This window comes from Pseudarthrobacter naphthalenicus, assembly GCF_029076445.1.
In the GTDB taxonomy this organism is placed as follows: domain Bacteria; phylum Actinomycetota; class Actinomycetes; order Actinomycetales; family Micrococcaceae; genus Arthrobacter; species Arthrobacter naphthalenicus.
This window is the reverse complement of the sequence record NZ_JARESG010000035.1, coordinates 1-22,106: the sequence shown is the minus strand read 5'-3', so window position 1 is coordinate 22,106 and position 22,106 is coordinate 1. Positions and strand designations below refer to the sequence as shown.

Below are 22,106 nucleotides of genomic sequence, written 5' to 3'. Positions count from 1 at the left end.
TCACCCAACTGCGCGCCGACACCGTCGCAGCCTGGCTCCTCGGCGGGGAAGCCGACCTCATCCCCTCACCGAAAGCCCAGGTCCTGGTCACCGTGCCGGTGTTCGCACTGATGGGCCTGACCGAGGAGCCCGCCATGCTCGACGGGTACGGGCCCATCCCACCATCCATGGCCCGCACCCTCATCGCCGATGGTGCAGAGTCCTTCCACCGCGTCCTGACCGACCCTCGGAACGGCGCACCCCTGGAAATCGGCCGGACCAGCTACCGGGTCCCCAAAGCCATGAGGCAATGGCTGCGCCTGCGGGACGGCAAATGCCCATTCCCCGGCTGTAACAACCAATCCCTGGACAACGACGCCGACCACGTCCTCGCCTGGGCCAACGGCGGCACCACAGGAATCTCCAACCTCGCCCAGCCATGCCGCAAACACCACCAGCTTCGCCACACCACAGCCTGGACACCCACTGAAGCCACCCAGGACAAACCCCCGGGCTGGACCTCACCGTCCGGCCGCCACTACCAAAGCGAACACCCCGACTGGGAACCACCAACCCCGCCGGACCAAATCGTCGATCAACTCCCCTACCGGCACCCAGTTCCTAAGCCGGACCAGATCGTCGATCAACTCCCCTCTAGGGACCGTGGCACTTCCCTGCCCGAATCCCGGACCGAAAGCCTGCCAGAAATACCAATTCCGACGAATCCCGACGGCGAGTCGGCGTGGCTGTTGCGGCGTCTTCCCAATAAACCGGTGCCGCTTGGGTTTGCTTCCGTAGCTGACTTTCTATGGCTGGTTGAACAGCCGCTGGCGGGCAGCGGCGCGCGTTCGTCTTCCGGCACCACGGGCTAATTAGGCGGCCCCGCCTAAAATCTCCGTGCTGCCACGCTGTCACTGCTTCCCTCCGTAGTTGCTTCCACCCGTAGTTGCTTCCACCCCCGGCCGGCTGCGAGTTTCCATGGGCCATGACCTTCGGCCCTGCAACGGCGCCGCAACAGCTGCCAAGGTGACAACATGGCCGGAAACGTTGAACCGTGGAGGTGTCACGCATGAACGCCGTCGTCACAACCAACCAAGGGCAGTTGCGCGGAAGCATCACCGGCGGCGTGCACCGGTTCCTCGGCATTCCGTACGCCGCACCCACGTCGGGTGCTAACCGGTTCCGTCCGCCGCAGCCGCTACAGCCCTGGGATGGAATCCGGGATGCCGACCAATACGGCGCAGCCCCCTTCCAGCTGGCACCCCCGGAAAGTGCCGGCACGGAGTGGGACACCGGGGTGGGCGGCGCGGACTGCTTGAACCTGAATATCTGGACTCCGGACCCAGGCGCGGCTGGCCTGCCGGTGATGGTGTGGATACAGGGCGGCGCATTTGAAATCGGCTCAACGGCCGCCTACAACGGGACAAACTTCGCCCGGGACGGCGTGGTGTGTGTGGTGATCAACTGGCGCGTCGGCGCCGACGGTTTCCTGGACCTCGGTGACGGCAACGCCAACGCCGGACTCCTCGACCAGGTTGCGGCCCTGGAATGGGTTCGCGACAACATCACAGCGTTTGGCGGTGATCCGGGCAACGTCACGGTATTTGGCGAATCCGCAGGCGCCATGAGCATCGGTGTCCTTCTCTCCATGCCCGCCGCTGAAGGGTTGTTCCGGCGGGCCATCCTGCAGAGCGGCGCCGCCCACCATGCAATCGACACCTCCACCGCCCAACGGATCGGCGGCCTCCTCGCGGCGTTGCTTGGGGTTCCGGCAACCCGGGACGCGGTAGCAGCCGTGCCCACCCGGCAACTGCTGGCAGCGCAGGCACAATTAAAGGCAGATCTCGCCGCCCGGCCCGATCCGGAACGATGGGGACAAGAAGTTGTGGCCAGCCGGATGCTGTGGCAACCAACCATCGACGGCGCCACCGTTCCGGGGCGGCCCATCGAACGGATCGCCGCCGGCTCAGGGTCCGCCGTCGATGTCATCGTGGGCACCAACACCGAGGACTGGCAATTGTTCCTCGCGATCACCGGCGTGATCGCCAAGGTCACGGAAGCGGATCTGGCGGAATCCAGGAGTGTGGACGGTTTCCCGCCCTTGTCGGTTTATGGTCTTCCGGCTGGCGTCGCGCTCCGTGAATACCGGTCCCACTACCCCACAAGTTCCCCGGGCGAGCTGCTGGCCGCTGTGGAAACTGACTGGTGGGTGAGGATTCCCGCGCTGCGCCTGGCGGAAGCCCACGAGGCGGCGGCACTGACCACCGGCGCACGGACGTACATGTACGAGTTCGGGTGGCGCGCCCCCGGCCTCGGCGCAGTCCACGCCGTGGAAGTGCCGTTCGTTTTCGACACCTTGGACGGGGACTCCCGGCTGTTCGGGCCACTCCTGGGACCAAACCCGCCGCAGCCATTGGCCGATGCCATGCACACAGCCTGGGTTTCCTTCGCCGCCACCGGCGATCCCGGCTGGCCGCTCTATGAGCGCGCCGGCCGGGCCACGATGTTCTTCGACACCAGCTCAGGCGTCATCCATGACCCGCGGGCGTGGGAACGCGGCCTTTGGAAAGACGTCCGCTAGGAATCGTAGGAGAGGTTCTCGTAGTCGGTGTTGTCTTCCTCATCCAGCTGGTCATCCAGTTCTTCCAGCAGCCACGGGTTAACCCTGCCCAGGATCTTCCGGATCTCCTCGGTTTCCACAGCGGCATACAGTACCGGGCGCGCATCCCGGTACTTGGTGACCGGCGGCTTGTCCGGCCATTTCTCGGCGAGGGCTTTAACGCGTTCGGGCAGGGAATTGTGGGCATTGTCGGCGATCTTCACCAAGGCGGCGTCATGGTCCTCGGCGATGTAGCGGATGCCGGCCTGGTAGTCGTCCGGGTTATCGTGCAGCCGGTTGGTCACCCGTTCAATGATGTCCGCTGCCCGCTCAGAGACGCCCATGTCCAGAAGCGCCTGCCGGGTAATGGGAGTGTCCTCGGCAATGTCGTGAAGGTAGCCGGCGATCCGGATGTCGTCGTCGAAATCGGCCAGGGCGTCCCCCACGGCAATGACGTGGTCACGATAGGGCCGTTTGAGCTTGTCCTTCTGCCGGTTGTGGGCAACCTCCGCCAGGACCCTTGCGGTCTCAACAGTAAATCCGGGCGTGGCGCTGTGCTCCGTGGAGTGCTGGTCTGACATAGTCCAAGCCTACGGGCCCTTGCACCCCGCTGCCCCGCCCGGGGGCCAAGAGGCATCCCGGCGCAGCTCCCGGGCCTCTTTTGACGATGTATCCCCCGCTGGCCGTCAGGGTATTTACTTGAATCATGAGGCGTCCGGCGGACCCGGGCTCGGGTAACAGACGTCAACAACAGAGAGGAATCGGCTGCTCTGGGATGGGTCCCGCAGCCGCGGGGAAAGGGAACAGAAATGTCCTGGATCAGACCAAGGAAAGGCCATATAGCCCCGGTTCTCACCGCAGCCTTACTGCTGTCCGTTGCGGCGTGCACGGCGCCCGGCGCAGGCCAGGCGCCCGGCAGCTCCGGTACGTCTTCTCCCCTGTCGTCCCCTACGGCCGAAGTTTCGCCGGGCGCCACCGCATCCTCGCCTGAGTCGCCGGTACCTACAGGGTCGCCAAGCCCGGCCGGGAATCTGTCCATTCCGCAGATCGTCAAAAACGTGGAGCCTTCGGTGGTGACGATCACAACCCGGGACGGGATAGGCAGTGGCGTGATTTACCGCAGCGACGGCGTCATCGTCACTGATGCACACGTGGTCGAGGACCAGCGCAAACAGCCATACGGGACTGTTCAGGTCCAATTGGCTGACGGCAGCCAAGCCAGCGCTTCAATCATCGGCGTGGATGACCCCAGTGACGTGGCGGTCATTAAAGCGGACCGCTCGGATCTTCCTGCAGCGCAGTTCTCGGCTACAACTCCCGACGTCGGGGACCTGGCCGTGGTGATCGGTACCCCGCTCGGCCTCACAGAGACCGTCACCGCGGGGATCGTGTCGGGGCTCCACCGCAACATGCCACCATCGGCTGAACGGCCGCAGGGGGCCATCGACCTGCTTCAGACCGACGCCCCGATCTCGCCGGGTAATTCCGGTGGTGCCGTCGTTGACGGAAAAGGACAGGTGATCGGGCTGTCCGAGGCATACCTGCCCCCGAGCTCCGGTGCGGTTGCTATCGGGTTCGTCACGCCGGCTGCCACCGTTACAAACGTCGCGGACCAGTTACTGAAGAACGGGAAGGCCTCCCACGCCGTACTGGGAGTGGTCCCTGCCGATCTGACCCCGGAGATCGTCCAGAGGTTCAACCTGGCTACAACCACGGGGGCACTGGTCATCCAGGTTTCCCCTGACAGTCCTGCGGACAAGGCAGGCATCCGGGCCGGGGATATCATCACCGCGTTCGACGGTCAGAAGATCGCGGGGGTCACCGACCTGCTGGCAGCCCTGCGAAAGGCCCAACCTGGCCAGGAGGTCGGCATCACCGCCCAGCGTGGAAAAGACGCCAAGACCTTTAGCGCAGTCCTCGCGGACACGTCCGGCACCGGATGAAAACCCGAGGACCGTCCGTGTGATGGATGTCAGCGGACAAGTCCGGCGACAAGGTTGATGGTGGTGGCGAGCACAATTGTTCCCAGTACGTAGGAAAGCAGGGCTTGACGCAGTGCGGTGTACCGAGTGGTGCGGGTGGTCAGGGCGGTGTCGGAGACTTGGAACGTCATGCCGATAGTGAATGAGAGGTAGGCAAAGTCCGCGTACCTGGGCGGTTCGCTCTTATTAAAGTCCACTCCATCGTTTGCCTGAAAGTAGAGGGTGGCGTACCGGAGCGTAAAGAGCGTATGGACCAGGAGCCATGAGAGGACGACACTTGCCAGGGCAAGGCCAATGATGGCCGCTTTCGTGCCGCCTGCCGCGGAACCTGCATCGAGCAGGATGAGTGCGACCCCGCCGAAGCTGCTCACCGTCGCCGCCAGCACCAGGACATCGGATGCAAGCCGGCCGGGATCTTCCCGGAGGGCATGGGCAGAGGTCCCAGCGGCATCGAGATGCCCGATAACGGACCAAACCCAGACCAAGTAGATGACTGACGCCGCCGCCCACCCGATGGCCGGGGCATAGGCCCAGGAACCCGCAATGCCGACCACCAGTGCAACGGCCGTGCCGCCGGCCGCCATGACAATCAGCCGGACCCGCGTGTTATGGACCGGAGTGCTGAATCGCCGGATGCTCATGAACTGATAATGACATCCCGGGCTGCCTCGCCGGAGTGGACCACCCAAAAAGTTTCCAACCACCGTCCTGCTGCGGGGCCTTGTTCCGGCATCCGGCGCTGCAGGACGGCGGCCTGGACCGTGGAGCGCCATCGATGAGGCGCCATTGTGCACCCGGTGGGATTCGAACCCACGACCCGTGGATTAAAAGTCCGCTGCTCTGCCAGCTGAGCTACAGGTGCATTTCGCCCTGGCTTCCACTTGGATCCTGCGCGCTTTGGCCGTCTCCTTGACCGGAATCCGAAGATTCAGTACGCCGTCGTCGTAGGACGCCTGAATTTTCTCCGTGTCCAGCGCCGCTCCGAGGATCAGTTGGCGGCTGAATACCCCGCGCGGCCGCTCCGCAGCAGGTCAAAAGCCACCATGAATGCCTGGTCCTCCCGCCACGCATCCATGGGCATCGCCGCGGGCCGCGCAGCCGTACCGAGGACCTGTTGGGCCAGCCTGTCCAGCTCACGGAACGGATCGGTTTGCATCAACATGACTTCCCTCCTCGTCAGAGATGGGCCACCACATTCCCCCAGCCGATCTATATTGGCTGGTATAGATTTTTTACCACCGCTTTAACCACTCATCAAGAGGTGACTGAAGATTTTCCCCGATTCTCAGGGGACCTAGAGGCGCCGCCACACCCAAGGCTCGCGGGGAAGATCCAGCGGCCGGAACGCGGAGAGCGCAGATTCCAAGGTCCCGCGCGGCAGCCCCAGGGACTGCAGGATAAGATCGCGAACTGCCGCAGCGGCGACTCCTTCGCGGGACAGATCGGTCAGCGTCACCGCACCGTCGCGCTTGGCCAGCCGGGCGCCGTCGGCATTCACTACCAGCGGTACGTGCGCATATTCCGGAACGGGCATATGCAGGAGGGACGAAAGATAGGCCTGCCGCGGCGTGGAGGACAGCAGGTCATCTCCCCGCACCACCTGATCTATGCCCTGGGCGGCGTCATCCACCACCACCGCGAGGTTGTACGCGGTCACGCCGTCGTTTCGGCGCAGGACGAAATCATCCACCACACCGGTGAATTCCCCGTGCAGCACGTCCCGCACGGTGTACTCCGCTACCTCCGCGCGCAGCCTGATGGCCGCGGGCCGGTTGGAGCGCCTGAACTCAACCTCGGCCGGATCAAGGTTGCGGCACGTGCCGGGGTAGGCGCCCTGCGGTGCGTGCGGAGCGGAGGGCGCCTCCTGGATTTCGCGGCGCGTGCAGAAGCACTCATACGTGAGGCCCGCTGCGGTCAGCCGCGCAATGGCCTCGCCGTACACCGCGCCGCGGTCCGTCTGGCGGACGACGGCGCCGTCCCACGTCACGCCGATGGCCGCCAGATCGCGGAGCTGCTCAGCTTCCGCACCGGCACGCGCACGGTCCAGGTCCTCAACACGAAGCAGGAAGTCCCGGCCTGTGGATCGGGCGAACAGCCAGGCAAGAATGGCGGTACGGAGGTTGCCAACATGGAGTTCACCGGAGGGGCTGGGGGCAAAGCGTCCGGCTCGATTCATATAGCAACCCTACGCACAGGGATAACAGGGGGTCACGTCACGCCCGATGCGGGGCTCCCATGGGACCGGAAGTGACCCCGCGTAGCGGTAAGAGCCTTTGTCGCAGCCAGGAAAACACAAGAGCCCCTCAGCTACCGATGACGCCGGGAGATCCGGCGCCCGGGAGTTCAGGGGCTCTTGTCGTGTTTGCAGGATGACCGTGGTGTGAACAAGTGTCATCAGCGGCGGCCTCCGTGCGGGAGGCATTGTCCAGATTCCGGGTGGTGTGCCGGGGTTCCTGTAAGCCAGCGGTGCCGGCGGTAGCCTCGCACTGCTTTGTTGCCACTATTTGAGCAGACGCCATGCAGTTGGCACAACAGGCATAATGATGAGTAGTCAGACTGATCAATATATGCCGCTGTCACCAGCAGGGAGTGATCACATTGCAGCAACTGGACATCACCGACAAACGGATCCTCAGCGCCCTCGACGAGGACCCCCGGCTCCCCATCATGGTCTTGGCGCAACGCCTGGGCCTGGCCCGCGGCACCGTGCAATCACGTCTGGAGCGGATGAGCGCCTCGGGCGCGCTCCGCCCGAACAGCAGCCGCGTGCTGCCGTCCGCCCTGGGCCGCGGGGTGGCGGCGGCAGTGAGCGCCGAGCTTGACCAAAGCCATCTCAATGAAGCCATCGCCGCACTCCGCGAGATCCCCGAGGTCCTCGAGTGCCACGCTCCCGCCGGTGACACCGACCTGGTGATCCGCGTGGTGGCAACCAGCCCGGATGATCTGTACAGGGTGTCCGAGGAAATCCGCCTCTGCCCGGGGATCGTCCGCACGTCCACCAGCATGTTCCTGCGCGAGGTTATCCCTTACCGGACCACCGGGCTGCTGAAGAGCTAAGCCCTGCCGTGGATGCGGCGGAAAGGAACCGGGCGGCCAAAAACGGTTCCGCCGTCGTCCACGTGCCGCCCGCGCACGAAGCCCGCGCTGCTGTTTACGCCGGCTCTCTACACCGGCCTCCTACACCGGCGGCCCCGCGTTGGCCTTGAGGTTTTTCATCACCAGCGTGGACGTCAGCCGCTCCACCCCCGGAAGTGAAGTGAGTTCGGCGTCGTAGAAGCGCTGATACGCCGGGAGGTCCTCGGCGATAACCTTCAGCAGGTAGTCCGGTGACCCGAAGAGCCGCTGCGCCTCCACGATGTTCGGGGTGTCGGCTACGCGGTTTTCAAAGATCTCCATGGTGGAGCGGTCCACTTGGCGCAAGGTGACAAAGACGATCGCCTCGAAACCCAGTCCGACGGCGGCCGGATCGATGTCCGCCTTGTAGCCGCGGATCACTCCGGACGCTTCAAGGTCCCGCAGCCTCCGGTGGCACGGCGCCACCGTCAAACCCACCTTCGCGGCCAGCGCCGTGGCAGTCATCCGGCCATCCTCTTTGAGATAGCGCAAAATGTTTCTGTCGATATGGTCAATCACGCAATAATCTTACCGTTTTCTGTCTGAAGACGGCTAAATAGGTAAGCACTTATGGCGGCAAAGTTCGTAGGGTTTGTGCTGTAGATATTGGACAGGAGCCCGTCATGAATCCCCCGTTATTTTTCGCCTTTGTGCTGGTGGCCGCCGCCCTCGCCTGCACTCCCGGCGTGGACTGGGCCTATTCCATCAGCGCGGGCCTGCGGCAGCGCAGCTTTGTTCCGGCCGTTGCGGGACTTTGCGGCGGCTATGTCCTCCACACCCTACTGATGGTGGTGGGACTGGCGGCCCTCCTGTCCGGCCTGCCCGGCCTCCTCGGCTGGCTGACGGTGGCCGGAGCGGCGTACCTCCTGTGGCTGGGCATCAGCACCCTCCGTTCCTGGCGCGGGGCCTCCTTCAGTGCTGCAGACGCGGCAGGGAAGCCCGTGAACCAACTCCGGACCTTCCTCCAGGGCATGGGCACCAGCGGCATCAACCCCAAGGGCCTGCTGTTCTACGTGGCGCTGGTACCGCAGTTCGTCAGCCCGGAAGCCACCCTTCCGCTGCCGGTCCAGTCCGGGTTGCTGGGCCTGACGTTTGTCCTGCTGGCCGGAATCGTTTACACCTGCGTCGCGCTCCTGGCCCGCAAACTCCTGAAGTCCCGCCCCGGCGCCGCCCGCGCAGTCACGCTGGCCAGCGGGGTCATCATGGTTCTCCTCGGCGCGGTACTCCTGGCTGAGCAGGTTGCCCCGCTGATGGCCGGTCTGGCGCAGCAGTCCTGACGCCGGCTTCCTAAACGCCGCGCTCCATAAACCACTCGGTGAACCGGGACGCCCGACCGTCAGGCTCCAGCCGGATCACCCACAGGTTGTCGTAGCTGGGCCGGTCGCCCAAGTAGTGCGTGAAGCCCTGCACGAAGGCCAGGCCGCCGTCGATGCCCAGCAGGGTCCACTCAAAGGTCCATTCCTCGGGCTCATCCCGCGCCTTCAGCCAGCGGTCCACAATCTGCTCGCGGCCCCGCCAGGGGTCCTTGTCCTCCGGCCGGGTAGCGTAGACGGCGTCCTCGGTGAACAGCGCGCGGATATCGTCGGGTTCGTTGGTCTCCCACGCCGCAATGTACTTTTCCATCCAGGTCCGGACTGCGTCGCTCATGCCTCCGTTGTACCCCCGGCGCAGGCAGCCCACAAGGCGTCCGGCGCGCGAGGCTCATTTCCCGTCCAGGTTCTCCCACTCCTGCTCCCACAGCCTGCGCGCGTCCACATCCTTGCGGATCACCTCGAAGGTCTCCAGTTCCGCAGGACGGCCCCGCAGCCAGTCCCGCGGGTTGAGGGACCTCCGGCCGTTGTCCAGCACCAGCAGGGCACGGTCCGTCAGGGCGTCGTTGCGGAGCACAGGGTCCGTCTTGCGGCGGCGGAGCACCTCCTGGAGCACCTCCTGCGCCTTCGCGTGGGCCCCGAGACGCCGCAGTGCGCGGCCGCGGAGCAGCAGCAGCGCGGCCGACAGATCATCGGAATTGAGCAGGCCCTCGGTCCAGATCACCACTTCCTTGTCCCGCCCCAGCGCGCACGCCAGCGCGCACCGGGCCAGGGCTGAGGGCAACGACGGCGGCAACCCGGTGACCGTCTGCAGCGCCGCTTCCAGCTGCCCGGTTTCCCGCAGGGAGTGCGACAAGGCCAGGAAGACGGATTCCTGGCCGAACAGCACCGGGACTTCGACGCGTTCGGCAACCTCCACCCGGGTGACCACCCGCGTCAGGTACGTGGCCGCGTACTGGTTGGCGTCGTCGTCGTTCCTGATGGACAGGCCGCGCTGCAGGAGTTCGGAAGCGCGCAGGTATCCGCCGTGCTGGTAAGTCAGAAGGCCCGCCATGACGGAACAAAGCCCGGCCCAGCCCGGGTAGGTGCGGCCTAGGACGATGAGCCGTTCGGGTTCCTTGCTGTTGAAGATGGCGTGATGGACAGCTTTGGCCGCCCTGCCCGGCATCAGCTTGAGCCTGGGGACATCCCCGTCCACGGCGAGGAGCGCGGTATCGCGCCCGCCCAGAACGCCGTGGATCAGCCCGCCCACGCTGCCCGCCAGTTCCCGGACGGGGGTCCGCAGCTGCACATTGCCGAATGGTGTCAGGTCACGGGTGTCCCGGTAGATCGGTCCTCTGGCATCCCCCACGGTCATTCCTCCATGCTACGTGGATGGCCTCCGCGGACCCTAGGTAACCGCGGCGATCCAGAGTCCGATCACCCAGGTGCTGGCGGCCAGGCAGGCCAGGCCAAACTCCGCGAGCATGCCCAGGCCCGTGGCCTTCAAGGCGGCCCAGCTGGTGGTGGCTGCGGTGTGGATCTCCCGCGTGCGGCTCAGTTCGCTCAGGAGCAGCCCTGCCGCGAAGCCAATGAAGAGCCCCACCACGGGGATGATGAACATCCCGATCACGCCCGCGACCAGGCCCACCACCACGCTCCGGCTGGGGATGCCGTGCTGCTTGAGCTTCCGGCCGGTCAGTACGGCGCTGGCCGACATGCCGGCCACCACAAAGACCATTCCCACCGCAAAGATCACCCAGCCCAGCGATCCCGCACCGCCCCAGATGGCCCACGCCAGCAGGCTCAGGCCGATCAGGAAGCTGCCGGGAAGCACCGGGATGATGGTGCCGGCCACGCCCACCAGAATGGCAACGCCGCAGAGGATGCTTACAACGGTTTCGGAGTTCATGAGCCCCAGTTTAGGGCGGCGGGACCCGGCAACCGGCACCGCGTTCCCGCCCGCTAGTGCGCCTTAACGCCCGACGGCGGCGCCTCCCTTCGAGAGGAGGCACCGCCGTCGGGCGTCAGGTCAGCGGGTGGCGGCTGAGGCTACTCGGCTTCCACGGCGGCGGCGACGGCGGCAGTTACTGCCGGGGCGACGCGCGGGTCCAGCGGGCTGGGCACGATGTAGTTCACGGACAGGTCCCCTTCGGCCAGTTCCGCGATGGCGCGTGCCGCGGCAAGCTTCATGGCGGGCGTGATCCGGCGGGCGCCGGCGTCCAGCGCGCCGCGGAAGATGCCGGGGAATGCCAGCACGTTGTTGATCTGGTTCGGGAAGTCGCTGCGGCCGGTGGCCACCACGGCGGCGTACTTGGACGCCACCTCGGGGAGGACTTCGGGGTCCGGGTTGGAGAGCGCGAACACGATGGAGTCGGTGTTCATCAGCTTCAGGTGTTCCTCGTCCAGCTTCGAGGAGGAGACGCCGATGAACACGTCGGCGCCGAGCAGCGCGTCGCCCGGTCCGCCGGTGACGCCGCGCGGGTTGCTGCGCTGGGCCATCTCTGACTTCTTGCTCTGCGCGTCGGCGGCGATGTCCGCCCGGTCACGGTTGATGACGCCCTTGGAGTCGAGCAGGACAACATCTTCGATTCCCGCGGTGAGCAGGATTTCGGCGACGGCGATGCCTGCAGCACCGGCGCCGGAGACCACTACGCGGAGGCCCTCGAGTTCGCGGCCGGTGACCTTGGCGGCGTTGGTCAGGGCGGCGAGAACCACTACTGCGGTGCCGTGCTGGTCATCGTGCATGACCGGGCAGTCCAGCGCCTCAATCAGCTTTTCTTCCAGCTCGAAGCAGCGCGGGGCGGAAATGTCCTCGAGGTTCACGGCGCCGAAGCTGGGGCGGAGCCGGACGAGGGTTTCCACAATCTCGTCAACGTCGGTGGTGTTCAGGACCAGGGGAATGGAGTCCAGCTCGCCGAAGGTCTTGAAGAGGGCGGACTTGCCCTCCATGACCGGCAGTGAGGCGCTGGCGCCGATGTTGCCCAGGCCGAGCACCGCGGTGCCGTCGCTGACCACTACCACCAGGCGCTGCGCCCAGGTAAGGGTCTTGGCGAGCTCCGGGTTGTTGTGGATGGCCCGGCTGACATCGGCCACACCGGGGGTGTAGGCGATGGAAAGGTCGCGCTTGTTGGCAAGCGGGACCGTGCTGGTGACCGAGAGCTTGCCGCCCTGGTGGGCGTCGAAGATCTCAGCTTCGGTCAGGGCAGTGGCTGCTGAATTGTCGGTCGTGGCAATTGCGTCAATGGACACTTCATTGTCTCCTGGGGCTAGCCGTGGCGTACGGCGCAGAATGGCTCAAGCGCAGGGAGGCTCAAGATGGTGGGGTTCGGCACTTCGCGGACCCAAGGGTGACGGGTCCGGGGTGAAGTCCTTGCAGCTGCGGGTTGCCAGCCACTCCGGTATTGCAATAGTAAACAGCGCCGATGGACGAAAAAGGCAGCGTCACGCGGCTCGGGCGGCGCCAAAACGATTTATCAGGCGTTTTTGTGATTTACATCACGCCATAAAGGCGTATTTAATCGCTTACCGGTCTAGACCAGTTACGCGGATCGGTGCGCGGCGCGGGTATTCGATGACACCGGCGCGAGCAGGGTGCAGGCCTTCTTCAGGTCCTCTTCGGCTTCAAACAGCGAGAGGCGGCGGTTGCGGACGGACTGGACCAGACCAGTGACTGTCAGCAGGAGCACGCGGGCCGCCACGGCGTCGTCGGAGGCTATGGCCACCGCTTTTTCGCTCAACTCGTCAATCTCCTGCAGGAGCTCCGTGGTGTCCCTGCCCTTGAGGTACACGCTGCGGCCCAGGCACTGTTCGACCGCCGGCTGCATCACCCGCATGTGGAAGATTTCCATCACCACGCCGGTGAGCGCGCGGCCGCCGAAACTGGCTGCCGACGTGCGGGCCCTGGCCTGGAGCTCATCCAGCTGCTGGCGGTACAGGGACAGCATGAGGTGGGTGGGTGAAGGGAAATACCGGTAAAGGGTGCCCAGCGGGACGCCCGATTTTTCCGAGATTTCCGCGAGGTCCACGGACTCCAGGCCCTTGCGGGCAAACCCTCCGGCGGATTCGAGGACGCGTGCGTAGCGCAGCCTCTGGCGGGGAGTAGCGGGCCGGGCGGCCATGGGCGGATGGTCGGGAAGGGTCTCGGGCATCAGCATTCCGGGGTAGTGAATTTGCGGTGCAGCGGCCGGTTGTTCCCCCATCCCGGGCGCCCTGCAGTCGGCGTCAACTATACGGCACGGGCCTGTTAGGGCAGGCCGTTCCGGATGGGGCGGGGCCACGGCAGCTCAGTCCACGCCCTTGATCTTGACCACGAACACGGCGCCCAGCAGCCCAATGACAGCCGCGGCTACGAATAACGTGACGTACCCGCCGAAGTACCTCACCGCGAGGAACGCGAGGCCGGTCGCGAAGACCTGCGGCAACGAGGCGGCCACGTTAATGACCCCCATATCCTTGCCGCGGTCGGCAGCCTGCGGCAGCACCTGCGTCAGCAGCGCAAAGTCAACAGCCTGGTAGGCGCCGAAGCCGATGCCCAGGATGGCGGCCCCCACCAGGGCGCCGGTCCACACGGGGAAGAACGCCATGGTGAGGCCGGCCATGGCGATCATGACGGAGGAGGCGATCACAAAGGGCTTGCGCTTGCCCACCCGGTCGCTCCATGGCCCCGCAATCACCGCAGTAACCATCACCAACACCGCATAAATGCCGGTCAGGATCAGGACTCCCAGCGCCGGGTTCTCCAGCTTGAGGATGTCCCCGAGGAAAAAGATCAGGTACACAATGGTCAGCTGGTTGCAGACGTTGACCAGGAAGCGGGTGAGCCAGGCCCAGGCGAAGTCCGGGTGGCGGGCCGGGCTGATCCAGAAGCCACGGAGGAAGCTGCCCCACGAGAACGGCGGCCGAAGCTCCCTGGGCAGCGGCGGGTCATTCCGGTGGAACAGGTATGGCAGCACGGAGAACAGCAGGGCGGCCGCGCACATGGTGTACCCCACCATGAAGTTTCCTGAAACCACCGCCCCGAAGACTGCACCCAGGAGGATGCCCGCCGTCTGGCCCAGGGCGGCCAGTCCCCCGACACCGCCGCGCTGCGGCACCGGCACCCGGTCCGGGACGGCGGCGGTGATGGCGGCGTAGGCGGCATTGGCGCCCAGTTGGACCAGGCACCAGAACAGCACCATGAGGGCAACGGCCGTGGCCCCGGACATTGCCAGCAAGGCAGCGGCGGCCAGGACGGCACCTGCCAGGACCCAGGGGGAACGCCGGCCGAAACCCGAGACCGTCCGATCGGACAGCGCCCCGAACAGCGGATTGGCCACCAGGGATACGGCGGCGCCACACCCCAGCACGAGGGAGGCGATGGCTTCCTTGTTGGTTTCGTCGATGCCAATGGCCTGCTCGGCGATAAAGACGTTGATCGGGCCGAAGAACGCGGCGTTGATGCCAACGTTGACCAGCACCAGCCCGGTCACCCAGCGTGCGGTGACCTTTTGCGTGGGCTCGGCGAGCGCCGCCGTCGACCTTTCCGTTCCGGAACCTGTCGCCGGGCTGGGATCCGCTGCTGCGGGTGTGTCGGGCAGGCTCATGGCTGGTTCCCCCTGGAACGGTTGGTGATGCTGAAAATCAGACTATCGTGGGCTTCATTACACCGCTTGTCACATGTCAAAACCGGGCACTGTGGCGGCCCGAACATGACGCACCGGACTTATGGAGACCCAATGAACGCACCGGCACCGAGCCCCCGCCCCACAGTCAACACCGCTGATCTGTACGACGAGCGCGGCGATGAACTCGCGTCCGTTTCCCTCCAGTTTCAGTCCCTGGGCGGGCGTTCCCACTTCAGCGGCCCCGTCCGGACCATCCGCTGCTTCCAGGACAACGGCCTGGTGAAGTCCACACTGGCCACCCCGGGCAACGGCGCGGTCCTGGTGGTGGACGGCGGCGGCTCCCTGGGCACGGCCCTGATGGGGGACATGATCGCCGAAAGCGCCGTCACCAACGGGTGGGCCGGCGTCGTGATTAATGGCGCCATCCGCGACCGTGCGGCCATCGCAGGGCTGGACCTGGGCGTGAAGGCGCTGGGCAGCAACCCGCGCAAGAGCGCCAAGGCCAGCGCCGGCGAAGTTGACGTGGATGTAGTGCTCGACGGCGTCACGTTCCGTCCCGGTGTGATGGTCTGGTGCGATCCGGACGGCATCCTCGTGGAGCGTTAGGTTCCCGCATCGGGAGGCGAGGTCCCGGCGCTATGGGGCCGGCTTAGCGCCGGGATGTCGCCCCTCGATGGGGACGCCAGGAAAAAATGGGATCCCGGGAACAACCAGGGAAGTAACATAGTTACTGAAAGCAACTATCAAGCTTAATTCAGCCATTTCCTTTCCTGGAGAAGCCATGTCCAAAACATCCGCCGTGCGTGCCGCCGGCGAAACCCTGACTCCGCGTCAGGTCGTCACCGTGATGGTGGGTCTGATGCTGGGCATGTTCCTGGCATCCCTTGACCAGACCATCGTGTCCACCTCGATCTACACCATCGCCAACGACCTCGACGGGCTGTCCCTTCAGGCCTGGGCCACCACGGCGTACCTCATCACGTCCACCGTCAGCACACCGCTCTATGGCAAGCTGAGCGACATCTTCGGCCGCCGCCCGCTGTACCTGACCGCCATCGTGATCTTCCTGGCCGGTTCGCTGTATGCCGGCTCGGTGCACTCGATGACGGAACTGGCCATCGCCCGCGGCGTGCAGGGCCTGGGCGCCGGCGGCCTGCTGGCCCTCGCGCTGACCATCATCGGCGACATTGTGTCCCTGAAGGACCGGGCCAAATACCAGGGCTACTTCATGTCCGTGTTCGGCATCTCCTCGGTCCTGGGCCCGGTGGTGGGCGGCGCGTTCGCCGGCTCCGCGAACATCCTGGGCTTTGACGGCTGGCGCTGGGTGTTCTTCATCAACCTCCCCATTGGCATCGCGGCGCTGACGGTGGTGTTCCTGTTCCTGCACCTGCCGGCCAAACACGTGAAGCAGAAGATCGACTACTGGGGCGCGGCGGCCATCACCCTGGCCATCGTGCCGCTGCTGCTGGTGGCCGAGCAGGGGCGCAGCTGGGGCTGGGCCTCGCTGAACGCGTTCCTCTGCTACGGGCTGGGAGTTGCGGGCATCGCCCTGTTCCTGCTCGCCGAAAAGCGCGCCGGCGACTACGCCCTGATCCCGCTCCGGCTCTTCCGCAACACCACGTTCGGGCTGTCCTCGCTGCTGAACTTCATCATCGGCATCGGCATGTTCGGGGCGATCGCCATGCTTCCGATGTACCTGCAGCTGGTCAAGGGGCTGACCCCCACCGAGGCCGGCCTGATGATGATCACCTTCACGGTGGGCATCCTGTTCGGCTCCATCACGGCCGGCCGGACCATCTCGGCGTCGGGCACCTACCGGATCTTTCCCATTCTGGGCACGGGCATCCTGACCGTTGCCGCGGTGACCATGGGCCTGTCCCTCGGGGTGGACACCGGCCTCTGGGTTCCGGGCGTGATCGCGGTGTTCTTCGGCATGGGTCTGGGTTTCTGCATGCAGCCCCTGACCCTCGCCATGCAGGTTTCCGTGCCCCCGAAGGACATGGGCGTGGGCACCTCGTCCGCGGCATTCTTCCGTTCCATGGGCGGCGCGGTGGGTACGGCCGTGTTCATCTCCATGCTGTTCAGCGTTGCGGCCAGCCGGATCGCGGACAGCATGAAGTCGGCCATGTCCAGCGCCGACTACCAGGCTGTCCTGAAAGATCCGGCGGTTGCCACGGACCCCGCCAACGCCAAGCTGTACGAGTTCTTCCAGAACGGCGGGTCGAACGATTCGCTGAACGACACCAGCTGGCTGCACTCCGCCAACAGCGTGCTCACCCGCCCCATCACCGAGGGGTTCTCCTACGCGATCGACGCCGTTATGCTCACTGCCGCGGTCCTGACCGGCATCGCCTTCCTCATCAGCTTCGCGCTGCCGAACAAGAAACTCACGGACCCGAAGGCAGCGCCGCGGGCAGACGCAGCTGCGGTGGCAGCGCACTGACTCCGGTGCGCTGAATCTGGGATTCCAGAACGGAGGACGACGACGGCGGGCCGCCCGCCGTCGTCGTCTCTGCTTTGGCCCTGCACGGGTTTCTAAGTGGAACGTTGGGCGGTGGCGTGCCACACTGTGTAGCGCGCGTGCGCCGGCCAGCTGGGCCGGCACTCCGGCCGACGATGTCCGCACCGCCACCACCCACCCCCAATGCAGGGAGCAGCATGCCCACGGTCCAGGAGCAGACATCCGCCAAAATACCGCAGCGGGTGATTTGGCTGGCACTAGCGGGGGCGGTGGGCGGCTTCCTGTTCGGTTTCGATTCCTCCGTGGTGAACGGCGCCGTGGATGCGATCAAGGATGAGCTCGCGCTCTCCGAGGCCGTGACGGGGTTCGCGGTGGCCATTGCCCTGCTGGGCTGCGCTGCCGGCGCCTTCCTCGCCGGAAAGGTCGCGGACCGCTACGGCCGCATCCCCGCGATGAAGCTTGGTGCTTTGCTGTTCCTGGTCAGCGCGATCGGGACCGGCTTCGCGTTCGGCGTTTGGGACCTGATCTTCTGGCGGCTGGTTGGCGGCCTGGGCATCGGCCTGGCCTCCGTGATCGCGCCTGCCTACATTTCCGAGATCTCGCCGCGGCAGGTCCGCGGCAGGCTGGCCTCGCTGCAGCAGCTGGCCATCACCACGGGTATCTTCGCCGCGCTGCTCTCTGACGCGCTGTTTGCCACCACTGCCGGCGGCGCGGACCAGGCGTTCTGGCTGGGCATGGAGGCCTGGCGCTGGATGTTCCTTGCCGCCGCCGTTCCCGCAGTGGTCTACGGCGTGATCGCCTACACGCTGCCTGAATCCCCGCGGTTCCTGGTGTTCCAGGGCAAGGAGGACGAGGCTCGGAAAGTCTTCAACTCGATCGTCGCGCCGGAGGACACCGACCGGCACATCCGCGAGATCCGGGACGCCATCGACGAGGACAAGCTGGCCGGCCAGAAGGGCTCGCTGCGCGGCAAAACGTTCGGCTTGCAGGCCGTGGTCTGGGTGGGCATCATCCTCTCCGTCCTGCAGCAGTTCGTGGGCATCAACGTGATTTTCTACTACTCCACCACCCTGTGGAAGGCCGTGGGCTTCCAGGAGAAGGACTCGCTCACCATCTCCGTGGCGACATCCGTCACCAACATCCTGGTGACCCTGGTGGCCATCGCTCTGGTGGACCGGATTGGCCGGCGCCCCATTCTGCTTGCCGGCTCCATCGGCATGGCGGTCTCACTGGGCACCATGGCGCTGGCCTTTTCCTCAGCCGTTGGTTCGGGCTCGGAAATCTCGCTGCCCGGCGCCTGGGGTCCGATCGCCCTCGTGGCGGCCAATGTCTTTGTGGTCAGTTTCGGTGCCTCCTGGGGGCCCTTGGTGTGGGTCCTCCTCGGCGAGATCTTCCCGTCCCGGATCCGCGCCCGCGCCCTGGGCCTGGCCGCCGCCGCGCAGTGGGTGGCCAACTTTGCCATCACCCTGAGCTTCCCCGTGATGGCCGCCGCCTCGCTGCCGCTGACCTACGCCATGTACGCGCTGTTCGCGGCGGCGTCGTTCTTCTTTGTCATGTTCAAGGTGCCGGAAACCAACGGGATGTCGCTGGAGCAGGCCGAGACGCTGTTTGTGCCGAAGGGTTCGAAGAAGGGCTGACGGGCGGCTGCGGTGCCCCCGCCTTCCCCCCTCCCCCCGGTCCCCTCCGACGCTCTCTCACTTAATGCGCGTTTTTTGGCGACGCTCTCTCACTTGACGCGGGGATGCGTGGCCGCCTGAGGTGGCCACGCGCCGTCGTAAGATCGATTTCAGGCGCCGTTCCCGGCAGTGAAGTAGTTGTGCACCTCGTGGAAAGTCATCTTCGGCGGCCCGGCGAAACCGGCCTCCGCAGTGAGGGGGCCCATCTTGTCCCGGGCAAAGGCATCGAACTTCTCACGGGACTCCCAGACGTCGGTGACCTGCAGGCCCTTCTCTGTCATGGTTGCCCAATGGGAGAGGGATCCGGCGGGGCCCGGTCCGCCCGGGCTGAGCCCCATCAACCTGTTGACCTGGTCATATTGCTCAAGACCCGTACCCTCGAACTCCATGACTATTGCGACCGCCATAACGACTCCTTTGTCGGACAGGCCTACCACCAAGGCAACCTGCGAACGGATAGATAGAGGCTTGTTTACGCCGCGCACCCCGAAGCGTCAAGAGGCGGCGAGAGCCGCGGGCGGCGTTCCCGCCCCGGTCAGAGCGTGAGCTTCATGCCCTCGTGGCTCGCGTCAAAGCCCAGGCGCCCGTAAAACCGCTGGGCGGCCGTCCGGGACTTGTGCGTGGTCAGCTGCATCAGTGTGCACCCGCGACGCCGGGACTCCCCGATTGCCCACCGCACCATCAGGTTCCCGAAGCCCCGGCCGCGGAGACTGCCGGCCACGCAGACCGCTTCGATCTGGGCGCGCCAAGCGCCGTGCCGTGAGATGCCGGGCAGGAAACTCAGCTGGAACGTGGCCACCACGGTGCCTTCACCGCTGCCGAATCCGGCTGTTCCCGGCGGCACCAACTCGCCAACAACCAGCAGGTGGGACGGATCGGCGTCGATCGCCGCAAACGCCCGCTCGTAAGGCGCCATGTCCCCGCCCGCTTCACGGACAGCACCCATGGCGTCATCCGCCAGCAGCGCAACGATGGCAGGCAGGTCCGCGGGTGAGGCGTGGCGGAGGCGGAAGGTCCCGCCGTCGACGTCGGCAGTCAGTAAAACGGTGGGCGCATCTGGGTTCCGGGTCACGCCACCAGCATTCCATAGCCGCCGGTGTACGGTGGTACAGCTGATTTTGTAACCGCCGTCACCCTTACCGGCGGACCATCCGAAGGATTTTGCACATGTCTGACCAGACAACCACGGGGCAGAGAACTGCCTCCAGCCGGGACAGCGAGCCCCACCTTTCACGCTCGCTGAGCAACCGGCACATCCAGCTCCTGGCCATTGGCGGCGCGATAGGCACCGGCCTGTTCATGGGCTCCGGCAAGACCATTTCCGTGGCCGGCCCGTCCGTGATTTTTGTGTACATGATCATCGGCTTCATGCTGTTCTTCGTCATGCGCGCCATGGGCCAACTGCTGCTGTCCAACCTGAACTACAAGTCCTTCAGCGACTTTGCCGGCGATCTGCTGGGCCCCTGGGCCGGGTTCTTCACCGGCTGGACCTACTGGTTCTGCTGGGTGGTGACGGGCGTGGCCGACGTGATTGCGATCGCCGGCTACGCCAACGAACTGTGGCCCGGCATCCAGCTGTGGGTCCCCGGCATCGCCACTATCGTGATCCTGCTGCTGCTCAACCTGCCCACCGTCAAAGCCTTCGGTGAAACCGAGTTCTGGTTCGCGCTCATCAAGATTATTGCCATCGTGGCGCTCATCGTGGTGGGCCTGGTGATGATCTTCACCGGCTTCACCTCCAACGCCGGCACGGCAAGCTTCACCAACCTGTGGAGCCATGGCGGTTTCTTCCCCAAGGAGTTCATGGGCTTCGTTGCCGGCTTCCAGATCGCTGTGTTCGCGTTTGTGGGCATTGAGCTCGTCGGCACCGCCGCCGCCGAAACCAAGAACCCGGAGCACAACCTGCCCCGCGCCATCAACGCCATTCCCCTGCGCGTGATGCTCTTCTACGTGGGCGCCCTCATCATCCTGATGTCCGTTACGCCGTGGACCGAGTTCCAGGCCGGCCACAGCCCGTTCATCGGCATGTTCTCCCTCGCCGGCCTGGGCATGGCAGCGATGGTGGTCAACCTGGTGGTGCTGACGTCCGCGATGTCCTCGGCCAACTCGGGCATCTACTCCACCTCGCGCATGGTGTTCGGGCTCGCCCAGGACGGCGACGCCCCCAGGCTCTTCGGCCGCCTCTCGAGCCGCAAGGTGCCGCAGAACGCCCTGTTCCTGTCCTGCGTGCTGCTGCTCGCCGGCGTGGCCCTGCTCTATGCCGGCAAGGACGTGGGCGTGGCATTCGACATGGTCACCACCGTCTCTGCCGTCTGCTTTATGTTCGTGTGGTCGATCATCCTGGCCAGCTACCTGGCCTTCCGGAAGCGCCGGCCCGAACTGGCCAGCGCATCCGCCTTCAAGATGCCCGGCGGGATTCCCATGGTGTGGGTGGTCTTCGCGTTCTTCGCGTTCCTGCTTTGGGCGCTTACCACCCAGCCGGACACACTGACGGCGCTGCTGGTGACGCCGGTGTGGTTCGCGGTCCTGGGCGTGGCGTATGCCCTGGTCCGGCGGACCCCGCTGCACCAGGCCCGCGTGGCCGAGTGGAAGGCAATGGCCGACGCCGAAACCTCCGCCGCCGCCGCCAACCAGCCGGCCTGACCCCACCCCACCCCCACGCGGACGCTCTCTCACTTAATGTGGGTTTTCCGGCGACGCTCTCTCACTTAATGTGGGTTTTCGGCAAACCCTCTCCCACCGGCTTGGCGGGAGAGGGTTTGCTGTACCCGGTGCTTGTGATCCAGGCATTCCCGTGTTTGGCTGAGGAGCCGGCGCTGGCACACGTCACTCAATTGGGGGAGGGTCTGGAATGGACAGTAACGCGCTCTCTGGATTGCCAAGGAAAACACTGCGGGCGGGAATTATTGTGGGTGCCGTGGGCGCGTTCTCGGTCATCCTCGCTCCCCAAATCATGCAGTTGCTCATGTTCGGACCGGCTTACTCCCAGGCGCTGGGCGTGGTCTTCCAGACCCTTTTTCAGCTCGTGACGCTCTTCTTCCTGCCCCTTTCGGCAGCCCTGATCTCCGCCTCACTCGTCATGCGCCACACGGAAGCAGCAATCGCGCGTAGGCTGCCGGCACCAATCCACGGTGCGCCGCCCGCCGACTAGACCCTCCACGTCAGTCACAAACGAAGCCGACGGGGGCACTCACGGTGAGTGCCGCCGTCGGCGATTAAGTGCGCGAGCGTTCCAGAAAAACCCGCATTAACTGAGAGAGCGTTTCAGAAAAACCGCAGATTGTCAAGCTGTGTGGAGTCATTGGGTTTGTTGTGTGGGTGTTTTTGTTGCGGGAAGGTTGATTCCGGCGTGGCTGGCGGGGGCTGGTGTGATGGGGCGCTGGTGGAATCGTTCGGGGTT

Annotated in this window: 22 protein-coding genes, 1 tRNA gene and 1 pseudogene; 10 read left to right on the top strand and 14 right to left on the bottom strand. The window is 65.4% G+C overall.

Annotation, left to right across the window (positions count from 1 at the left end):
- Both PY310_RS20035 and PY310_RS20030 read left to right on the top strand, forming a co-directional pair.
- A partial coding sequence (locus PY310_RS20035; protein ID WP_275216333.1) for an HNH endonuclease signature motif containing protein occupies nucleotides 1-851 on the top strand: 851 nt, incomplete at its 5' end.
- A gap of 197 nt (nucleotides 852-1,048) precedes the next feature.
- A complete protein-coding gene (locus tag PY310_RS20030) occupies nucleotides 1,049-2,560 on the top strand; it encodes a carboxylesterase/lipase family protein (protein WP_275216332.1) in 1,512 nt (503 codons plus the stop codon).
- On the opposite strand, the gene PY310_RS20025 is transcribed toward PY310_RS20030, so the two are convergent.
- Nucleotides 2,557-3,159 carry a phosphohydrolase gene (locus tag PY310_RS20025; protein ID WP_275216331.1) on the bottom strand — a complete coding sequence of 201 codons (603 nt, stop codon included), beginning with the start codon at nucleotides 3,157-3,159 and terminating at the stop codon, nucleotides 2,557-2,559. The genes PY310_RS20030 and PY310_RS20025 overlap by 4 nt on opposite strands.
- Nucleotides 3,160-3,651: 492 nt before the next feature.
- Between PY310_RS20025 and PY310_RS20020 the strand changes: the two genes are divergently transcribed.
- Complete coding sequence (locus PY310_RS20020) at nucleotides 3,652-4,521, top strand: S1C family serine protease (protein WP_275216330.1); 870 nt, start codon at nucleotides 3,652-3,654, stop codon at nucleotides 4,519-4,521.
- A gap of 29 nt (nucleotides 4,522-4,550) precedes the next feature.
- Here PY310_RS20020 and PY310_RS20015 read toward each other — a convergent pair whose 3' ends face one another.
- The 4 genes and pseudogenes from PY310_RS20015 to gluQRS all read right to left on the bottom strand — a co-directional run bounded on the left by PY310_RS20015 (nucleotide 4,551) and on the right by gluQRS (nucleotide 6,736).
- A complete protein-coding gene (locus PY310_RS20015) occupies nucleotides 4,551-5,201 on the bottom strand; it encodes a DUF1345 domain-containing protein (protein WP_275216329.1) in 651 nt (216 codons plus the stop codon).
- 148 nt (nucleotides 5,202-5,349) lie between these two features.
- Nucleotides 5,350-5,422 (bottom strand) — tRNA-Lys (locus PY310_RS20010).
- Nucleotides 5,385-5,722: pseudogene (locus PY310_RS20005) on the bottom strand (Hsp20/alpha crystallin family protein). The gene PY310_RS20010 and the pseudogene PY310_RS20005 overlap by 38 nt, the downstream one beginning before the upstream one ends.
- A 132-nt stretch (nucleotides 5,723-5,854) precedes the next feature.
- Complete coding sequence (gene gluQRS, locus PY310_RS20000; protein WP_275216328.1) at nucleotides 5,855-6,736, bottom strand: tRNA glutamyl-Q(34) synthetase GluQRS; 882 nt, start codon at nucleotides 6,734-6,736, stop codon at nucleotides 5,855-5,857.
- A gap of 422 nt (nucleotides 6,737-7,158) precedes the next feature.
- On the opposite strand from gluQRS, the gene PY310_RS19995 reads away from it, so the two are divergent.
- Nucleotides 7,159-7,617 carry an Lrp/AsnC family transcriptional regulator gene (locus PY310_RS19995; RefSeq protein WP_275216334.1) on the top strand — a complete coding sequence of 153 codons (459 nt, stop codon included), beginning with the start codon at nucleotides 7,159-7,161 and terminating at the stop codon, nucleotides 7,615-7,617.
- Between the two features lie 120 nt (nucleotides 7,618-7,737).
- Here PY310_RS19995 and PY310_RS19990 read toward each other — a convergent pair whose 3' ends face one another.
- Nucleotides 7,738-8,193, bottom strand: a complete 456-nt coding sequence (locus PY310_RS19990) for an Lrp/AsnC family transcriptional regulator (protein WP_275216327.1) — start codon at nucleotides 8,191-8,193, stop codon at nucleotides 7,738-7,740.
- A gap of 104 nt (nucleotides 8,194-8,297) precedes the next feature.
- Between PY310_RS19990 and PY310_RS19985 the strand changes: the two genes are divergently transcribed.
- The gene (locus PY310_RS19985) at nucleotides 8,298-8,951 is read left to right on the top strand and encodes a LysE family translocator (RefSeq protein ID WP_275216326.1); all 654 of its coding nucleotides are present in this window, start codon (nucleotides 8,298-8,300) and stop codon (nucleotides 8,949-8,951) included.
- 10 nt (nucleotides 8,952-8,961) lie between these two features.
- Here the strand turns inward: PY310_RS19985 and PY310_RS19980 are convergent, their stop codons facing one another.
- From PY310_RS19980 to PY310_RS19955, 6 genes are all read right to left on the bottom strand, one after another.
- Nucleotides 8,962-9,321: a nuclear transport factor 2 family protein gene (locus PY310_RS19980; protein ID WP_275216325.1), complete on the bottom strand. Its 360-nt coding sequence runs from the start codon at nucleotides 9,319-9,321 to the stop codon at nucleotides 8,962-8,964.
- 54 nt (nucleotides 9,322-9,375) lie between these two features.
- Nucleotides 9,376-10,341 carry a hypothetical protein gene (locus tag PY310_RS19975; protein ID WP_275216324.1) on the bottom strand — a complete coding sequence of 322 codons (966 nt, stop codon included), beginning with the start codon at nucleotides 10,339-10,341 and terminating at the stop codon, nucleotides 9,376-9,378.
- Between the two features lie 33 nt (nucleotides 10,342-10,374).
- On the bottom strand, nucleotides 10,375-10,875 hold the full coding sequence (locus PY310_RS19970) for a DUF456 domain-containing protein (protein ID WP_275216323.1): 501 nt from the start codon (nucleotides 10,873-10,875) through the stop codon (nucleotides 10,375-10,377).
- Between the two features lie 140 nt (nucleotides 10,876-11,015).
- Nucleotides 11,016-12,215 carry an NAD(P)-dependent malic enzyme gene (locus PY310_RS19965; protein ID WP_275216322.1) on the bottom strand — a complete coding sequence of 400 codons (1,200 nt, stop codon included), beginning with the start codon at nucleotides 12,213-12,215 and terminating at the stop codon, nucleotides 11,016-11,018.
- A 290-nt stretch (nucleotides 12,216-12,505) separates the two neighbouring features.
- Nucleotides 12,506-13,114, bottom strand: a complete 609-nt coding sequence (locus tag PY310_RS19960) for a TetR/AcrR family transcriptional regulator (protein ID WP_275216321.1) — start codon at nucleotides 13,112-13,114, stop codon at nucleotides 12,506-12,508.
- 135 nt (nucleotides 13,115-13,249) lie between these two features.
- On the bottom strand, nucleotides 13,250-14,548 hold the full coding sequence (locus PY310_RS19955) for an MFS transporter (RefSeq protein ID WP_275216320.1): 1,299 nt from the start codon (nucleotides 14,546-14,548) through the stop codon (nucleotides 13,250-13,252).
- Nucleotides 14,549-14,680: 132 nt separating this feature from the next.
- On the opposite strand from PY310_RS19955, the gene rraA reads away from it, so the two are divergent.
- From rraA to PY310_RS19940, 3 genes are all read left to right on the top strand, one after another.
- A complete protein-coding gene (gene rraA, locus PY310_RS19950; protein WP_275216319.1) occupies nucleotides 14,681-15,175 on the top strand; it encodes a ribonuclease E activity regulator RraA in 495 nt (164 codons plus the stop codon).
- 175 nt (nucleotides 15,176-15,350) lie between these two features.
- Complete coding sequence (locus PY310_RS19945) at nucleotides 15,351-17,012, top strand: MDR family MFS transporter (protein ID WP_275216317.1); 1,662 nt, start codon at nucleotides 15,351-15,353, stop codon at nucleotides 17,010-17,012.
- A 215-nt stretch (nucleotides 17,013-17,227) separates the two neighbouring features.
- On the top strand, nucleotides 17,228-18,667 hold the full coding sequence (locus PY310_RS19940; RefSeq protein ID WP_275216316.1) for a sugar porter family MFS transporter: 1,440 nt from the start codon (nucleotides 17,228-17,230) through the stop codon (nucleotides 18,665-18,667).
- Between the two features lie 149 nt (nucleotides 18,668-18,816).
- On the opposite strand, the gene PY310_RS19935 is transcribed toward PY310_RS19940, so the two are convergent.
- Nucleotides 18,817-19,113 (bottom strand): hypothetical protein, encoded by a 297-nt coding sequence (locus PY310_RS19935; RefSeq protein ID WP_275216314.1) that lies wholly within the window; start codon nucleotides 19,111-19,113, stop codon nucleotides 18,817-18,819.
- Nucleotides 19,114-19,241: 128 nt separating this feature from the next.
- Nucleotides 19,242-19,778: a GNAT family N-acetyltransferase gene (locus PY310_RS19930; protein ID WP_275216313.1), complete on the bottom strand. Its 537-nt coding sequence runs from the start codon at nucleotides 19,776-19,778 to the stop codon at nucleotides 19,242-19,244.
- A gap of 95 nt (nucleotides 19,779-19,873) precedes the next feature.
- On the opposite strand from PY310_RS19930, the gene PY310_RS19925 reads away from it, so the two are divergent.
- Nucleotides 19,874-21,349 carry an amino acid permease gene (locus PY310_RS19925; protein ID WP_275216312.1) on the top strand — a complete coding sequence of 492 codons (1,476 nt, stop codon included), beginning with the start codon at nucleotides 19,874-19,876 and terminating at the stop codon, nucleotides 21,347-21,349.
- Between the two features lie 208 nt (nucleotides 21,350-21,557).
- A complete protein-coding gene (locus PY310_RS19920; protein ID WP_275216310.1) occupies nucleotides 21,558-21,857 on the top strand; it encodes a hypothetical protein in 300 nt (99 codons plus the stop codon).
- Nucleotides 21,858-22,106: the final 249 nt, after the last annotated feature.

Bases quoted from the DNA above. Each gene is read 5' to 3' on its own strand.
- PY310_RS20030 (WP_275216332.1), top strand. From the start codon at position 1,049: ATGAACGCCGTCGTCACAACCAACCAAGGGCAGTTGCGCGGAAGCATC.
- PY310_RS20025 (WP_275216331.1), bottom strand. From the start codon at position 3,159: ATGTCAGACCAGCACTCCACGGAGCACAGCGCCACGCCCGGATTTACT.
- PY310_RS20015 (WP_275216329.1), bottom strand. From the start codon at position 5,201: ATGAGCATCCGGCGATTCAGCACTCCGGTCCATAACACGCGGGTCCGG.
- gluQRS (WP_275216328.1), bottom strand. From the start codon at position 6,736: ATGAATCGAGCCGGACGCTTTGCCCCCAGCCCCTCCGGTGAACTCCAT.
- PY310_RS19985 (WP_275216326.1), top strand. From the start codon at position 8,298: ATGAATCCCCCGTTATTTTTCGCCTTTGTGCTGGTGGCCGCCGCCCTC.
- PY310_RS19980 (WP_275216325.1), bottom strand. From the start codon at position 9,321: ATGAGCGACGCAGTCCGGACCTGGATGGAAAAGTACATTGCGGCGTGG.
- PY310_RS19975 (WP_275216324.1), bottom strand. From the start codon at position 10,341: ATGACCGTGGGGGATGCCAGAGGACCGATCTACCGGGACACCCGTGAC.
- PY310_RS19970 (WP_275216323.1), bottom strand. From the start codon at position 10,875: ATGAACTCCGAAACCGTTGTAAGCATCCTCTGCGGCGTTGCCATTCTG.
- PY310_RS19960 (WP_275216321.1), bottom strand. From the start codon at position 13,114: ATGCCCGAGACCCTTCCCGACCATCCGCCCATGGCCGCCCGGCCCGCT.
- PY310_RS19955 (WP_275216320.1), bottom strand. From the start codon at position 14,548: ATGAGCCTGCCCGACACACCCGCAGCAGCGGATCCCAGCCCGGCGACA.
- rraA (WP_275216319.1), top strand. From the start codon at position 14,681: ATGAACGCACCGGCACCGAGCCCCCGCCCCACAGTCAACACCGCTGAT.
- PY310_RS19945 (WP_275216317.1), top strand. From the start codon at position 15,351: ATGTCCAAAACATCCGCCGTGCGTGCCGCCGGCGAAACCCTGACTCCG.
- PY310_RS19940 (WP_275216316.1), top strand. From the start codon at position 17,228: ATGCCCACGGTCCAGGAGCAGACATCCGCCAAAATACCGCAGCGGGTG.
- PY310_RS19935 (WP_275216314.1), bottom strand. From the start codon at position 19,113: ATGGCGGTCGCAATAGTCATGGAGTTCGAGGGTACGGGTCTTGAGCAA.
- PY310_RS19925 (WP_275216312.1), top strand. From the start codon at position 19,874: ATGTCTGACCAGACAACCACGGGGCAGAGAACTGCCTCCAGCCGGGAC.
- PY310_RS19920 (WP_275216310.1), top strand. From the start codon at position 21,558: ATGGACAGTAACGCGCTCTCTGGATTGCCAAGGAAAACACTGCGGGCG.